General features: G+C 56.8%; 14 protein-coding genes. 7 read left to right on the top strand and 7 right to left on the bottom strand.

Annotated elements, in window-relative coordinates:
- The first annotated feature begins 146 nt into the window (after positions 1–146).
- Entirely contained in the window at positions 147–1,289 is a 1,143-nt protein-coding gene (gene holA, locus IEW09_RS13540; protein WP_188554742.1) for a DNA polymerase III subunit delta, read from the top strand.
- Positions 1,290–1,342: 53 nt separating this feature from the next.
- Here the strand turns inward: holA and IEW09_RS13535 are convergent, their stop codons facing one another.
- Positions 1,343–2,455 (bottom strand): hypothetical protein, encoded by a 1,113-nt coding sequence (locus IEW09_RS13535; RefSeq protein ID WP_188554741.1) that lies wholly within the window; start codon positions 2,453–2,455, stop codon positions 1,343–1,345.
- Between the two features lie 440 nt (positions 2,456–2,895).
- Here IEW09_RS13535 and IEW09_RS13530 point away from each other — a divergent pair, with 440 nt between their 5' ends.
- A complete protein-coding gene (locus tag IEW09_RS13530) occupies positions 2,896–3,702 on the top strand; it encodes a TIGR03435 family protein (RefSeq protein ID WP_188554740.1) in 807 nt (268 codons plus the stop codon).
- Between the two features lie 9 nt (positions 3,703–3,711).
- Here the strand turns inward: IEW09_RS13530 and IEW09_RS13525 are convergent, their stop codons facing one another.
- Together IEW09_RS13525 and IEW09_RS13520 are read right to left on the bottom strand one after the other, a co-directional pair.
- Complete coding sequence (locus IEW09_RS13525; protein WP_188554739.1) at positions 3,712–4,161, bottom strand: rhodanese-like domain-containing protein; 450 nt, start codon at positions 4,159–4,161, stop codon at positions 3,712–3,714.
- A gap of 61 nt (positions 4,162–4,222) precedes the next feature.
- The gene (locus IEW09_RS13520) at positions 4,223–4,498 is read right to left on the bottom strand and encodes a hypothetical protein (protein ID WP_188554738.1); all 276 of its coding nucleotides are present in this window, start codon (positions 4,496–4,498) and stop codon (positions 4,223–4,225) included.
- Between the two features lie 259 nt (positions 4,499–4,757).
- Between IEW09_RS13520 and IEW09_RS13515 the strand changes: the two genes are divergently transcribed.
- Positions 4,758–5,237 carry a hypothetical protein gene (locus tag IEW09_RS13515; RefSeq protein WP_188554737.1) on the top strand — a complete coding sequence of 160 codons (480 nt, stop codon included), beginning with the start codon at positions 4,758–4,760 and terminating at the stop codon, positions 5,235–5,237.
- A gap of 73 nt (positions 5,238–5,310) precedes the next feature.
- Here IEW09_RS13515 and IEW09_RS13510 read toward each other — a convergent pair whose 3' ends face one another.
- The 3 genes from IEW09_RS13510 to IEW09_RS13500 form a co-directional block, all read right to left on the bottom strand.
- On the bottom strand, positions 5,311–5,565 hold the full coding sequence (locus IEW09_RS13510; RefSeq protein ID WP_188554736.1) for a hypothetical protein: 255 nt from the start codon (positions 5,563–5,565) through the stop codon (positions 5,311–5,313).
- Between the two features lie 59 nt (positions 5,566–5,624).
- Positions 5,625–6,158 (bottom strand): hypothetical protein, encoded by a 534-nt coding sequence (locus tag IEW09_RS13505; protein ID WP_188554735.1) that lies wholly within the window; start codon positions 6,156–6,158, stop codon positions 5,625–5,627.
- Between the two features lie 160 nt (positions 6,159–6,318).
- The gene (locus tag IEW09_RS13500; protein WP_188554734.1) at positions 6,319–7,368 is read right to left on the bottom strand and encodes a T6SS phospholipase effector Tle1-like catalytic domain-containing protein; all 1,050 of its coding nucleotides are present in this window, start codon (positions 7,366–7,368) and stop codon (positions 6,319–6,321) included.
- Between the two features lie 174 nt (positions 7,369–7,542).
- Here IEW09_RS13500 and IEW09_RS13495 point away from each other — a divergent pair, with 174 nt between their 5' ends.
- Positions 7,543–8,601 (top strand): AI-2E family transporter, encoded by a 1,059-nt coding sequence (locus IEW09_RS13495; RefSeq protein WP_188554733.1) that lies wholly within the window; start codon positions 7,543–7,545, stop codon positions 8,599–8,601.
- Between the two features lie 59 nt (positions 8,602–8,660).
- Here IEW09_RS13495 and IEW09_RS13490 read toward each other — a convergent pair whose 3' ends face one another.
- Positions 8,661–10,151 (bottom strand): GDSL-type esterase/lipase family protein, encoded by a 1,491-nt coding sequence (locus IEW09_RS13490; RefSeq protein ID WP_188554732.1) that lies wholly within the window; start codon positions 10,149–10,151, stop codon positions 8,661–8,663.
- Positions 10,152–10,287: 136 nt separating this feature from the next.
- Between IEW09_RS13490 and IEW09_RS13485 the strand changes: the two genes are divergently transcribed.
- From IEW09_RS13485 to IEW09_RS13475, 3 genes are all read left to right on the top strand, one after another.
- On the top strand, positions 10,288–12,138 hold the full coding sequence (locus tag IEW09_RS13485) for a phosphoenolpyruvate carboxykinase (GTP) (RefSeq protein ID WP_188554731.1): 1,851 nt from the start codon (positions 10,288–10,290) through the stop codon (positions 12,136–12,138).
- A 495-nt stretch (positions 12,139–12,633) separates the two neighbouring features.
- Entirely contained in the window at positions 12,634–12,777 is a 144-nt protein-coding gene (locus IEW09_RS13480; RefSeq protein WP_188554730.1) for a hypothetical protein, read from the top strand.
- Between the two features lie 23 nt (positions 12,778–12,800).
- Positions 12,801–13,898, top strand: coding sequence for a YeiH family protein (locus tag IEW09_RS13475; RefSeq protein ID WP_188554729.1), 1,098 nt, complete (start codon positions 12,801–12,803; stop codon positions 13,896–13,898).
- Positions 13,899–13,997 lie beyond the last annotated feature (99 nt).

The following is a 13,997-nucleotide window of genomic DNA, read 5'->3' as shown; positions in this document are numbered from 1 at the left end:
GCTTATCGTTCCCATTTATCCACCCGTCAGCGTTACCACTTATCTACTTTTGCCCTCTTATCGCCTGACAAATCGGTAAAATCCCGATTAGGTGTTTCTGTCATCCGTCTCACCCGCGGCCATCCGCGGTCGGTCTTTCTCTAACGATGCCCACCTCACTTCGCAGCTTTGCCAGCACCGACCGCTTCATCGAAGAGATCGCCTCGCCGTCCCTCCGCCCCGGCTACGTCCTCATCGGCGACGAGATCTTCCTCTACGACCGCTGCCGCAAAGCCGTCCTCTCCACCCTTGCGCCACCCGAAACCCGCGACTTCTGCCTCCACGACCTCGATCTCGCCGAAACCAGCATCTTCGAGATCCTCGACCGCGCCCAGACTCCGTCGCTCATGGCGCCCTTCCAGGTCCTCTTCGTCCGCGGCCTCAAAGCCCTCTACGGACGCGGCAGCAAAAAAGAAGAGTTCGCCGCCATCGACGCGTACTTCCGCTCACCCAACCCCTCGGCCCTCATCCTCTTCGTAGCCGACCATCTCCGCATCCCCACCGACCTGCGCAAGATGGACTACCAGGACAAGGAGCGCTACGAAAAGATTCGCGAGACCCTCGGCGACTGGTGCGGCCTCGTCGAGCTGGCCCGCGTCGAAGACACCGACGCTATCAAGTGGGTCATCGCCACCGCCGAATCCCGCTCCGTCAAGTTCGACCCCGACGCCTCCCGCGAGCTGGTCGACGCCCTCGGCGCCGACATGATGCTCATCGCCAGCGAGTTCGAAAAACTCCTCCTCTATGTAGAAGGAAAAAACCGCGTCACCCTCGGCGATGTAGAAACCATGGTCCTCGCCGCAAAACAACGCAGCCTCTACGAGCTGACCGACGCCATCTCCGCCAAGGACCGCCCCCGCGCCCTGCTCCTGCTCCACGGCCTGCTCAACGCGTCCGACGGCGGAGAAGACGCCGCCATCGGCCACCTCTACATGCTCGCCCGTACCTTCCGCCAGATGCTCATCATCTCCGAGAAAAACGTGCGCGACAGCCGAGCCATCTGGCAGGCGCTATGGCAAGGCTTCCGCATGCCGCCCTTCGCCGCCGAAGACCTCATCAAGCAAGCTCGCCGCTACAAATCCCGCCGCGACCTCACCCGCGCCATCCGCCTGGTAGCCCGCGCCGACCTCGAACTCCGCAGCAGCCCCGCCAACAAACTGCTGGTGCTCGAGCGCCTGATCCTCGACCTCTCCACCGAACCCAAAGCGAACACCTACGAACCCTCCCACCAGTTCGCCATGGAACTCTAGTAGACCTCAGACCTCGCAAAGATCAATCAACGGTTACCGACTGGCATGCCGTGTCACTGCGGCTTCGCAGTCTCCAGATAAGGTTTTTTATCAACCCAGTGCATCAGACGAAACTCTCCATCTCTTTCGCAGGCGAATCCAGAACTCGGTGCGGGCGCAGTATTCATTGCGCCAACTAACGTTCCATCATCACTGCGAAACTCAAATATCTGGAATTTGGCATCGGAGCCAGAGTCCGGACCATCCACGCGCAGCAACCATCTTTTATCTGATTCGACCAAGGAATCCACGGTATAACCCTTTGGGATCTGTGGTGTAACTGTACTTATCGCCCCGCTTGAGGTGACCAAAATGATCTTGTTGGAGATACCGTATCTAAATAAGGCCAAGCCTGTCGGAGTGTGCTCGATCCTATAGGAACCTAGACCAATCGACAATTTCATCAACTCCGACCCCTGGCCGAACCCCTTAGATACTGTAGCCGCTAGCGCATCGTTAGACGGGATCTCATTCCAGAGATCTACGTAGGCGCGAAGTGATCCATCGGAGTGGAGTATCGCAGCTTGAGGAGTCAAATTCACATCGTCAATGCCCAACACCAAAAAATCGCCATTCGGAAACACTCCGAAACGTATTGGATGAAGATGTAAATCGAGATGATTTGTCTCCTTAAGCTGCCCTTGATCGTCATATCGCAGAATGTCATAGGTCATTGAATCACCCACGTCACCCTGAACGGCATTTCCAGATGCATCCTTCTGAAAGCGATGCGTAGTGGCAGTAAGGATATAGGCACCTGAGTCGTTCGCATCGAACTGGAGAAAGTTGCGAAGAAACTTCCTGTCCGTTGGATCAGCTATCGAAAACGTGCGAACTTCTTTACCGGCTGTGATTGAATACAACCCACGTTCGACATAGTTCGGAGGCATCGCAAACTCAAGCAACTCCGAATCTTTGAATCCACATAACGGTAATCCAGCAACTACCAGGGAAGGCAGAGCAACCGGCACCTGTGCAGTTTCAAATTTCAAATGTACAACCGGCACTGGTGTAGTAGTTGCATTAGCTTCCTGCGAAACACTAGCACTTTGCGCTATACCTTGTCCGGAATGAACCATCAAAATCAAAATAGACGCGCCTACAACAATGGGGATACGAATGCTCATCGTCTCAACGCACCGAGCCTTTGAAATTTCACAGTTTCACCAAATTGAGAAGGTGGTGCCAATACCGTATCCGCATGCACGCTCTCCAAATAGCCATGAAAATCCACCGCAAGGACGTCATCAAGCAATGCCAATTCGGAGAGGCGTTTCATTGCCAGAGGACTGAGAGATTGCCTTGAGCGGTGCCGTGACAAACGTAACGTATACCAAGAGTGCAAAAATCGCTTGAATCTCAGCACTGATTTCCACCCTCAAACGAAGGTATTTTGCGCAGGCACCGACGAATATTATTATGTATGCATTTATGTGTCAATAAACGAATTTATCTTGGTGTTCTACACGTCCGCAACGATCGCACTCCTACCTTCGCACTGTAATCACTCCCTTTGGCATAAGATGAAAGCCACTCAAGCGAATCTCTCTACGCGAGGGGACAAACTATGCTCCGACACATTGCGATTGCAGCTCTTATAGCCTCGACATCCGGAATACTCGCGCAGGCCCCCTCGCAGCCTCCCTCTCCGCGCCCCAAATTCGACGCCTTTGAAGTAGCCACCATCAAGCCGGTAGAGCCTGCCGATAAGACCCCCCAATACATCACCATGCAGGGACCGCACCGCTTTGTCGAAAAGTACTACACCCTCAAGCTGCTGATCGCGGCGGCCTACGACCTCAATCCCAAGACCATCTCCGGCGGCCCATCATGGATCGACTCCAACCGCTATGACATCCTCGCCCTCACTCCCGGCGACGTTCGACCTACCCGCGACGAGCAGATGTCGATGCTCCGAAATCTATTGACCGACAGGTTCAAGCTCGCCTTTCATCGCGAACAAAAAGAGTTCTCCATCTTCGAATTGCAAGTCGCGAAGAACGGCCCCAAGCTCAAGAAAAGCACAGCAGCCCCAGACGATCCCGCTGCACTCATCAGCACCGTCTACCCACAGCGCATCCTGCTGCCCGCACGCAACACCACCATGGGCGAGTTCACCTCTCTGCTGCAACGCGCTGTGCTCGATCGCCCGGTCGTAGACAAGACCGGCATCATCGGCAAGTACGACTTCGACCTGACATGGGCTCCCGACAGCTCTCAGTTCGGCGGAGGCGTGGCAGCGGCCTCACCGGATGCCCCAAGCCCGCCCTTCTTCACAGCCGTGCAGCAACAGCTCGGCCTGAAATTGGTGGCGACCAGAGGACCAGTAGACGCGCTCGTTGTCGATAAAGCGGAACGCCCCACAGATAACTGATCGAGCGGCCTAAACCTCCGTATCCAGCCGAAACGCCTCTCGATAAGGCACCACCGGATATCCCTTGGCCTTCCACGCTCCCAACCCGCCCCGCAGAATCTTCAGCCGTGAAAAGTTCAAGCTCAGCGCACGCTGCAGGATCTCTCTACTCGTCTTGTCGTCGGGACACGTACAGTACACCACCGCATCCTCTTCTCTTGGAATCAACGATGGATTCGCCATTACCTCCTTCGGCGGAACCCGCGTCGCCCCCGGGATCAGCTCGGAGTAGGCCAGCAGATCCAGCGGCTGACGAACATCGAAGATATGCACTTTTTCGTTTGCGGTTAGCAGATCATGCAGCGTCTCCGGCTCAATCGAGTGCAGTTCCAATTCACGCCGCTCTCGGCCCCGCTTAATCCTGTTGCCCACAAAAAGTGCAAGACACAACGCCGCAACGCAGATAGCAATTAGAGCCATTCACACTCCTCCTTGCAGTCGTATCTATCTGATTCCCAGAAAAACCGGAAGGATTCGCCAATCAAACCACTGTTTTCCGCTCCCTCGCCCGATGCAGGATCGTCATCGAAAGATAGGCCCCGATCCACGACCCTATCGCTGCAAAGCAAACATACACCCAATTCTTTGTGTAACTAATAACGGCAAAGGCCGAAAGCAGATACCAAATGCTGCTCCACGTCGCCGCAGGCACTCGACGTTTCGCCGATACCGCCGAATTGAACATCACATAAACCGCATCCGTCGCTGCGGTCGACACCATCACGCCGCACGCAAGCCAGGCATCAAGACGAACCATGATCCGCACCTCCTCAATCAGTTTTCAGGGGAGCCCAATCTCAGCCTTCGCCAACGCCGTCAGAATACCTGTATTCATCAAATGCTTATGCTCAGTAAGCGAGGCGTGTAGCGAATTACTTCCTTTTCATTCGCAAAGCTTTGCAAGATAAGTTTCAACGACCAGCCGAATTCTTGCGGAATCCTGAAACCCACTTGGCATAAAAAATGCTGCTAATCAAACATGCCATGATCTGGACTTCACTCCCCCAGGATGCTCAATGAAAAAAATCATGTTCTGCCTATGCACAATTATTGCCATCGCAGTTCTAATCTCCGCCCTGTCAGTCCATGCATTCGCGGATTCTTATCAAGTCTTAGCATTATCCACGGACGCAGACGTCTTTATCTACGGCATATACGCGTCGGGAGCAGTCGTACTTGACGTTCCATATTCCTTCGGAGATTGTCCTTTTTTTACAGATGAATGCTATGTTACTTATGTAAATGGCTTACCCTTCAGCGGTTCTAGTATTCCCCCGTCTATTCCTCTAGGAGGCGCCAGCGGATATGGGAATATATACCCACTAACAAATTCCTACGGTGATACCGTATGGGATGATGTTTTTCAAGAAGAAATCTACGAAGACTACGACGTAACAACCCACCTCGGCGAAGTTCCCGAGCCTGGCAGTTGGACCTTCATCGTCATAGGAATGCTGCTGACGACTGCGGTCATACGTAAGCGTGAGTTCTGCTAATACTCCGCAAACAAGTTGCCCTGTCTTTGAGTGGAGACAGGGCAATTATTTTGTCCTCAGCATTCACAGGCCGTCACTGCGGAGACATAGCCGCCTTCGCAGCTTCTCTGTCGGCCTTATCCTGAGCCTTATCTGCTTTCTTTTGCGCCTTGGTCCTCATAGCCTTTCGCTCGGCCTTGTCAGCCTTCGCCTGAGCCTTATCGGCTTTACGCTGTTGCTTCAACTGCTTCTGTGTCTCGCGGGTCTGATCGACATTCGTTTGCGCAAAGCCTGATCCAACCAGCACGAGCGACAATGTAAGAGCGGCAGCTAACTTGTAAAGTCTCATCTCTTCTCTCCTTACGATGATTTGGATGGCAAATAATCAGAGAACGATGGCTTCTAGCGTTATTGCGCCTTTTTACTGCTGTCCTTGGGCAACTCAAGATAGACAAGAGCAAAGCGAGTCGAGCCACGGTGAGACGACTCATCAATTCCCACAATGCGAAATTTTTGTGGAGAGCCGGCGCGAATCTCGTGTCCCGAAGAGGAATCAGAGGCCGTATCGCCGCTATCTTTCTGATCGCATGTCAAACCGCTGCGTGTAACAGTAAGCGAACCTACAGGTTTACCGTGATCACATTCAAGAACCTGTCCATAACGCGATAGCGGCTTCCGATAGAAGTTCAAAACCTGCTCAGGCGAATCCTTGGTCACATAATTGATCGCCATCAGGCTGAAATGAAAATCGCCGAAGCTGAGTCCCAGATCGCCTCCCGAATCATTGTCCTTGCCTTTGTATAACGTGGCTCCAGGATAAACAGGCAGACCGATACTCGCTGCGCTGGCATGAGAATTAGCATGCAGTTCGACATCGCCATCCGAGTTCTGTCCCGAGGATGTTGCGCTACCGCAAAGCATAATGATCGCCAACAGCGCCATAGCCGATAAAACTGAGGAGAATCTAATTTGCAGAGGCATAAATCTCCTATCTACAACTGAAGTATCCGTAGATACGCCGTCGCAAAGAATAATGTTCCGCCGCGTGCAAGTCTCTCCTTAAGCCACATCAATGTGTAACGTAAGCGCCCTGCAATTGACGTCAAGCCAACACATCGGCCACTTCATATCCCTTCAGCTTCCCCTTCGCCGTAAGCGCCAGATTCTCCGGCCGATACGTCGCCACGTTATCCAGCCGCATCTGCACTGTATTGGCCATCGCTGCACCGTAAGGAATCTCTCTGTGCTCGGGAACGCCCCACGGAACGATCTTCCACTCATCATGCGCCACCCCCTGCGCGTTCTTCGCATCGATCTTCATGTACTTCCCCATCGCATCATCGCTGAACGCAAGCCCGCACTTGATTGCGTTCTTCATCATCCAGCCCAGCGTAATCTCCGACAGCTCGCAATCGTCATAGCCTCCGCCGATATCGCAATGCACCCCTGAAAACCACACCTGCTGCACCTGGTCATCGTTGGCCCGCGGCGATCCATCCTTGTTCGTCCACAGAGTCGGTTTGAACTGCGCACGCCTCTCGTCAATGCAGACCGCGTGATACGCGTTCTTAACACTCGGATGCAACGACGTATCGAGAAACCCATACTTCTGCTGGTGCAGCACGCTGAACAGCATCCCCGGCACACCCAGCGATCCTACCGTGTCCCACACGCCGATCATCCGAACATCTGCGTTCGTCAGCGCATACTCCGTACTCAAGTCCCCCTTCATGTTCGCGCGCAGCGTCGGATCGGTCTGACGATATGCCGCAAAGATCTTCTGCACTGTCATGTTGTCGAAGTTCTTGTTCGGCACGCCGAACCCCGCGATCATTCCGCCCAGGCTGCGCGCTGTATACGCTCCGCGGCTGAACCCGAAGATGTAGATCTCATCTCCTGGGTCCCACACATAAGCCAGAAACTCATAGCCATCCTGCACCTTCTGAAACAGGCCGTCGCCCATGGCGCCACCGGCCAAATGATCGATCGGCGTTCCATCGGTTCCCACACCGCTGTCGTAGTACCGCATCTGGTCCGGAGTATCGGCCAACGCACAAAATAGCTTGCGAACGTTCGTATCGTTTGCGAAAGCGCCAGCGCCGTGGGACGAATTCCAGGTCCCATCCGCGCAAATGATGATCTTCTTTGCCATCTCATCCTCCTGCTTCGGGGCCCGGGGAAAATAATCTTATCCTGAAAACTCGACAAAGCGCCCAATCTTGAAACGAACAAGCCAAAGGAAGAAGTCCGAGAGATCGATTTCGGCGCACATGCATCCTACTCACTACAGGGCCACAACAGTCACATACCTCATGGAGCGGAACCAATGGCGTCGAGGCGCGAAGAAACGACATGGAAGCAAATCACCTTCTACCTGCTTACCCTTGCCATCCTCGTCGTATGCGGCTTTCTCCTCTATCCCTTCTTCATGGCCATCATCGGAGCGATTGTACTGGCCGTCATTACCCAGCGCCCCTATGACTGGCTGGCCTCAAAGATCAGGCATCGTTCCACAGCCGCCGCTGTCGCCGTCATCCTCGTCATGCTGGCCGTCATCGTCCCCGGCTACTTCCTCGCACAGAACCTCGGCAAGCAGGCGCTCACCGCCATCAGCGTCCTGCGCGACGACGCCAACCAGCAGAAGTTCAGCGAGTTCATCGGCGGCCATCCTACCATCGCCTCCGGCATCGAGACCATCTCCAACTCCATCGACCCCGGACACGCCGCACAGACCGCCGCCGCCTATGTTGGCAGCAAGCTCGCCGGTGCACTCGGCAACTCCTTCCGCGCCATCACTCAGATAGTCGTCATGCTCTTCGTTCTCTTCTTCCTCTTCCGCGATCGCGACCTCGCCCTCGATTTCCTACGCTCTCTCCTCCCTCTCCACGAAGAGGAGAGCCACGAGCTGCTCGACCGTGTAGGAGACACAATCTACGCCACCGCACTCGGCAGGCTGGCCGTCGCCGGCGTGCAGGGCGTTCTCGCCGGACTCGCCTTCTGGGTGCTCGGCGTCCCCGGCATCATCCTCTGGTCATTCTCTACCGCCCTCTTCGCCATGATCCCCGCCTTCGGAGCCTTCCTCGTCTGGGGTCCCATCGCCATCTACCTCGGCATCTCCGGCCATTGGGGAAAGGCCGCGCTGCTGGCCATCTGGGGAGGCGTCGTCGTCAGCACCATCGACAACTTCCTTTATCCCATCCTGGTCGGCACGCGCCTGCGCAGCCATACCGCGACCATCCTCATCTCGATCCTCGGCGGCATCGCCGTCTTCGGTATCATCGGAGTCATCCTCGGCCCGGTCACCTTCACCATTGCAGCCACGCTGCTCGACCTCTGGCATCGCCGCCTCAACGACCCGCACATCAAGCTCTCAAACCCCGTCTAACGCTAGCGGAGAGCCCCTGTATTTTCACCATCCCTTGAGCCACGACCCTCCAGCCGCAATCACTTCCCTGTCACTGCAGCCTCCGGTTGCCCCACAATATCCGGCCCCAACTCCACCTGCGTCCGCACCAGATTGTCCGCAACCATCCGACCGAACAGCGCCTGCCCCTTCGCATTCAGATGAGTTCGATCCAGCTTCGTCTGTCCTTTACTCTCCGCCTTCGCATCCGGATGCCCACTGGCATCAAACTCATCGGCCTGCGCCTGCGTCATTCCTTCCAGCAACTTCACAGACATCGTATTAAGGTCAACAACAGTTACATTCTCTTCTTCAGCCACGCGCTTCGCCGCATTCACATAAGCAGTCAGGTCCTGCACCAGAACTCCGTCCTTATAGTTCCGCCGCGACAACGAAGTCACAATCACAGGCACCGCCCCAATCGAACGCACATCTCGTATATAGCGTCGAATATTCGCCGCATAGGTCGTATTCGGGTCCGTCGCTCGCGCCGGGTCCTTCTTCTGATCGTTGTGTCCAAATTGAATCAGATAGTAATCTCCCTTATCCGCCAGCGCCTTCGCCCAGGCACCCTCATCGATAAAGCTCTTCGAACTACGTCCGTTCAGCGCCTCATTCACACATGTAACGTTAGTAGTTACAATCGCGCAAAAACCCTTGCCCCATCCGCCCTCAGCATTCACCGTCGAATCACCCACCAGTACAATCTTCACCGGTCCACCGCGAATCACCTGCATCGCCTTCACGCCCGCCGGTGGCAATATTGCTGCCTGTGGCCGCACATACTGCTGCAGCGCAGGCACCGCCTTCCCCATATCGATGGCCACGATCCTCCCAAACACATAGCTTCCCTGCCAGTTCAAATGCGTCTTGTCGAAGATCGTCTTGCCGTCTTTGTCCTTCTTTGTAATCGCCAGCTCATCGCCAGCCTTTTCACCCACGCGATCGAGATAGGCAATACTGTCCCGCTGCAGGTCGATCACCGGCACCTTCATCTGCGCCGCAACCTTCTTCATCGTCTCCGAGTACGCCGTCAGGTCGGAGTGAATCTTCCCATCCGCGCCAAAGTACCTCCGCGTCAGCGGAGTCACCAACATCGGCTTGATGCCCGCTGCCCGTGCCTCACTCACAAACCGCCGCAGGTTCGCCTCATACTCCGCCATCGTCGTCTGCCGAGGCAGATGCTCCGGCGTCTCCATATCGTTATGCCCAAACTGGATCAGCATGTAGTCCGGCTTCGTCTCCAGACTCTCCTGCCACAGCCCCTGCTCACGAAATGTCTTTGTGCTCGCTCCTCCCCTGGCCATGTTCACGCAGTCCACCGCTGCCGTCACATTCGCGCAGAACCCACGGCCATATCCCGCATTGTTCGTCTGCGTCGAGTCCCCGATCAAGTCGATCCGAACCTTCGTTCCCGGAGCCCGCTGCGCGGCCGTCGCCGCATCAAAGAGCCGCGGCGGATCGCCCTGCGCCATCGCTACACCTGTCATCACCCAAGCCGCAATCAAGATTTTGGTCCAACCAATAGCCATCAAAATCCCCTCGCCGGAAGTCTACTGCATCCGCGTCATCTCGCCACATTCGTTCGATAAGCGCACAGATGTGCGATACCCATTGACACTGCTCCCGTAACAGGCGAACCATGGAGCCTAAGGAGTCCCTGCGCCTATGAAGAACGCACCCTCCACCGCCAACTCTCCCGCGGCCCCTCCCACCACCAACAAGCACCTCATCCGCTGGGTCGAAAAGATGGCGGAACTCACCCAGCCCGATCACATCCACTGGATCGACGGTTCGCAAAAAGAGTACGAGCAGCTCTGCGACGTCCTCATCAAAGCCGGAACCTTCTTCCCACTCAACGAAGAGCTCTGGCCGGGCTGCTTCTACGCCCGCTCGTCACCCAACGATGTAGCCCGCGTCGAAGACCGCACCTTCATCTGCTCGCTCTCCAAAGACAACGCCGGCCCCACCAACAACTGGGAAGACCCCTTCACCATGCGCCGCAAATTGAAGCAGCTCTTTCGCGGCAGTATGAAGGGGCGCACCATGTACGTCATGCCCTTCAGCATGGGCCCGGTCGGCTCTCCCATGTCGCAGATCGGTGTCCAGCTCACCGACTCCGCCTATGCCGTCGTTAACATGCGCATCATGGCCCGCATCGGCGCTCCCGTCTTCGCCGAGATCGACAAGGACATTAAGCGCGTCGTTCCCTGCCTGCACTCCGTCGGCGCTCCCCTCGCCCCCGGGCAAAAAGACGTCCCCTGGCCCTGCAACGACACCAAGTACATCGTCCACTTCCCCGAGACCCGCGAGATCTGGAGCTACGGCTCCGGTTACGGCGGCAACGCTCTGCTCGGCAAAAAGTGCTTCGCCCTGCGCATCGCCTCCAACATCGCGCGCGACGAAGGCTGGATGGCCGAGCATATGTTAATCCTCGGCGTCGAATCCCCACCCGACAAGAAGGGCAAGACCGAAAAGACCTACATCGCCGCCGCCTTCCCCTCAGCATGTGGCAAGACCAATTTCGCTATGATGATCCCGCCCGCGGGCTTCGACGGCTGGAAGGTCTGGACGGTTGGCGACGACATCGCCTGGATCAAACCCGACGCCACCGGCCAGCTTCGCGCCATCAATCCCGAGGCAGGCTTCTTCGGCGTAGCCCCCGGCACCAGCGCCAGGACCAACCCCAACGCCATGGCGACCCTCGCCCGCAACACCATCTTCACCAACGTAGCCCTCACCCCCGACGGCGGCGTCTGGTGGGAGGGCATGACCGACACGCCTCCCGCCGAATGCCTCGACTGGCAGGGCAACAAGTGGACCCCCGCCATCGGCAAAAAGACCGGCAAACCCGCCGCGCACCCCAACGGACGCTTCACCGCTCCCGCCAGCCAGTGTCCCACCATCGACCCCGCGTGGGAGGCACCCGACGGCGTCCCCATCTCCGCCATCGTCTTCGGAGGCCGTCGCGCCACCACCATGCCCCTCGTCTACCAGGCATTCAACTGGTCCTCCGGCGTCTACATCGGAGCCACCATGGGCAGCGAAACCACCGCAGCCGCCGGCGGAGCCCTCGGCAAGGTCCGCCGCGACCCCATGGCCATGCTTCCTTTCTGCGGATACCACATGGGCGACTACTTCCGTCACTGGCTGCGCATGCAGCGCAATCTCTCAGCTACCCCACGCATCTTCCACGTCAATTGGTTCCGCAAAGACGCCGACGGCAAATTCCTCTGGCCCGGCTTCAGCGAGAACATGCGCGTCCTTAAATGGATCGTCGACCGCGCCCACGGCCGAGCCCTGGGCAAGGAGACTCCCATCGGCTGGACACCCCGCTACGAGGACATCAACTGGAAGGGCCTCGACTTCCCCCGCAAGACCTTCGACGAGCTGCAAACCGTCGATCGTACCCAATGGAGACACGAGGTCATGGACCACGAAGAACTGTTTTTGCTCGTTCACGACCACCTCCCTCCCGAGATGATCTACGAGCGCGAGCTTCTCATCTGCCGCCTCTAAACCAGCCTTCAGGGCCATATTGCGAAGGCTGATTTCTGAAAGTATCTCAAGCGAAATCATGTACTTCCGTGCATTTCAAATCTCCCTTGACTCTGCCACCCTTTCGCTTTACCTTAAAGGGGTGGCAGGACTCCCTTCGGGTTGAGTCGGTCATAACGAAGTCCACCCACTTCGTTGCTTTACCGGAATACCCACGCAACAGCCCCCACCGCGCTGCGTGGGTTTCCTCTTTAAGTCGCAGTAAATACTACATCTTCTTCCTCAAAACTTGACGCCACCGCCCAAACCATCTAACCTCACTTCATGGGATTGATGCACATCGCAGCTTGTACCTGTTGCCTCTGTTGTATGGGCAATGGCTGCTGCGTTGGATCTTCCCAGACCTAAGCGAATAGAACGAACTCAAGCTTAGACACTTCAAGGAACCCACGTATCAGCGTAGATCGCGATACGTGGGTTTTTCTTTTTCCGAACCAAAACGCAGGAGACTTCATTATGGCAAGCTCGCAGAACCAGACACCAACCAGACCGCACGCCGCCAGCAGACTGTCCATCAATGTCGATCTCATCGCTGTAACCATTGCCCTCGCGCTCGCCGCCCTCATCCGCTTCAACATCATTCCTTCCATCCCCTTCTAGGCCCTGTTCCGCTGGCCACTCTCATGTCCGCCCATACTTTACCCAACCCGACCGCCAGTCCGGCTTCTTCCCCTGCCTCACGTTTCGTTAAAACGATTCCAGGCATGGCGCTGCTCTTCGGCGTTGGTCTTCTGGGTAAAGTCTTCGAGCACACCTTCGCCGTCCTCCACGCTGAACATCCCACCTGGCTCCTTCCCCACATCGAGTACGTTCTCTGGGCCATCATCCTCGGCCTCGTCATCAGCAACACCTTCGGCGTCGCCCGCATCTTCCAGCCCGGCGTCGCCACCTACGAGCTCTGGCTCAAACTCGGCATCGTCCTCATCGGCGCCCGCTTCCTCATGCAGGACCTCTTCCACATCGGCGGCATGACCCTCGTCCTCGTCGCCATTGAGCTTGTCCTCTCGCTCACCGTCATGACTTTGCTTGGCCGCATCTTCAAGCTGCCGCCCAAACTCACCAGCCTGCTCTCCATCGGCAGCAGCGTCTGCGGCGTCACCGCCATCATGGCCACGCAGGGAGCCATCGACTCCAGCGAAGAGGACACCTCCACCGCCATGGCAGCCATCCTCACCCTCGGCGCCATCGCCCTCTTCACCTTCCCTGCCATCGGCCACGCGCTCCACATGAGCCAGCAGTCCTACGGCATCTGGGCCGGCCTCGCCGTCGACAACACTGCCGAAGCCACCGTTACCGGAGCCATCTACGGCGACGCCGCCGGACGCTTCGCCGTGCTCTCCAAAACAGCGCGTTCGTCCTTCCTCGGCTTCGTCGTCCTCGGTTACGCCGTCTACTGGGCATCGCAGGGACAAGCCGCCGCCGTCGAAAACAAAGCCCTCTTCCTCTGGCAGAAGTTCCCCAAGTTCGTCCTCGGCTTCATCGCTATCTCGGTCCTCGCGACCTCTGGGTTCTTCACCCACGGACAGCTCAACAGCCTTTCCAACCTCTCCCGCTGGGCCTTCCTTCCCGCCTTTGCCGGAGTCGGTGTGCGCACCAATTTAAGAGATCTCGTCGGCCAGGGCTGGCGTCCTCTCATCGTCGGTATCCTCGGCGAAATCTTCATCGCATTAGTCACCCTCGGCCTCGTCTACTGGAGCTACCGCCACGGAGCAATCCAATGATGACCACCGTTAGCCTCGCCCTTCAAAGCTGTTGTTGTTGCGCCTAAGCAAGAACCAGCTCCCCTAAAAAACTTAAAGAAGAACGCGCAACCTCGCACC

It is taken from the genome of Edaphobacter dinghuensis, assembly GCF_014640335.1.
Taxonomy (GTDB): Bacteria; Acidobacteriota; Terriglobia; order Terriglobales; family Acidobacteriaceae; genus Edaphobacter; species Edaphobacter dinghuensis.
Note: the sequence above shows the minus strand (reverse complement) of the source record. Positions and strands in the feature narration are given on the sequence as shown.

Bases quoted from the DNA above. Each gene is read 5' to 3' on its own strand.
- holA (WP_188554742.1), top strand. From the start codon at position 147: ATGCCCACCTCACTTCGCAGCTTTGCCAGCACCGACCGCTTCATCGAA.
- IEW09_RS13535 (WP_188554741.1), bottom strand. From the start codon at position 2,455: ATGAGCATTCGTATCCCCATTGTTGTAGGCGCGTCTATTTTGATTTTG.
- IEW09_RS13530 (WP_188554740.1), top strand. From the start codon at position 2,896: ATGCTCCGACACATTGCGATTGCAGCTCTTATAGCCTCGACATCCGGA.
- IEW09_RS13525 (WP_188554739.1), bottom strand. From the start codon at position 4,161: ATGGCTCTAATTGCTATCTGCGTTGCGGCGTTGTGTCTTGCACTTTTT.
- IEW09_RS13520 (WP_188554738.1), bottom strand. From the start codon at position 4,498: ATGGTTCGTCTTGATGCCTGGCTTGCGTGCGGCGTGATGGTGTCGACC.
- IEW09_RS13515 (WP_188554737.1), top strand. From the start codon at position 4,758: ATGAAAAAAATCATGTTCTGCCTATGCACAATTATTGCCATCGCAGTT.
- IEW09_RS13510 (WP_188554736.1), bottom strand. From the start codon at position 5,565: ATGAGACTTTACAAGTTAGCTGCCGCTCTTACATTGTCGCTCGTGCTG.
- IEW09_RS13505 (WP_188554735.1), bottom strand. From the start codon at position 6,158: ATGGCGCTGTTGGCGATCATTATGCTTTGCGGTAGCGCAACATCCTCG.
- IEW09_RS13500 (WP_188554734.1), bottom strand. From the start codon at position 7,368: ATGGCAAAGAAGATCATCATTTGCGCGGATGGGACCTGGAATTCGTCC.
- IEW09_RS13495 (WP_188554733.1), top strand. From the start codon at position 7,543: ATGGCGTCGAGGCGCGAAGAAACGACATGGAAGCAAATCACCTTCTAC.
- IEW09_RS13490 (WP_188554732.1), bottom strand. From the start codon at position 10,151: ATGGCTATTGGTTGGACCAAAATCTTGATTGCGGCTTGGGTGATGACA.
- IEW09_RS13485 (WP_188554731.1), top strand. From the start codon at position 10,288: ATGAAGAACGCACCCTCCACCGCCAACTCTCCCGCGGCCCCTCCCACC.
- IEW09_RS13480 (WP_188554730.1), top strand. From the start codon at position 12,634: ATGGCAAGCTCGCAGAACCAGACACCAACCAGACCGCACGCCGCCAGC.
- IEW09_RS13475 (WP_188554729.1), top strand. From the start codon at position 12,801: ATGTCCGCCCATACTTTACCCAACCCGACCGCCAGTCCGGCTTCTTCC.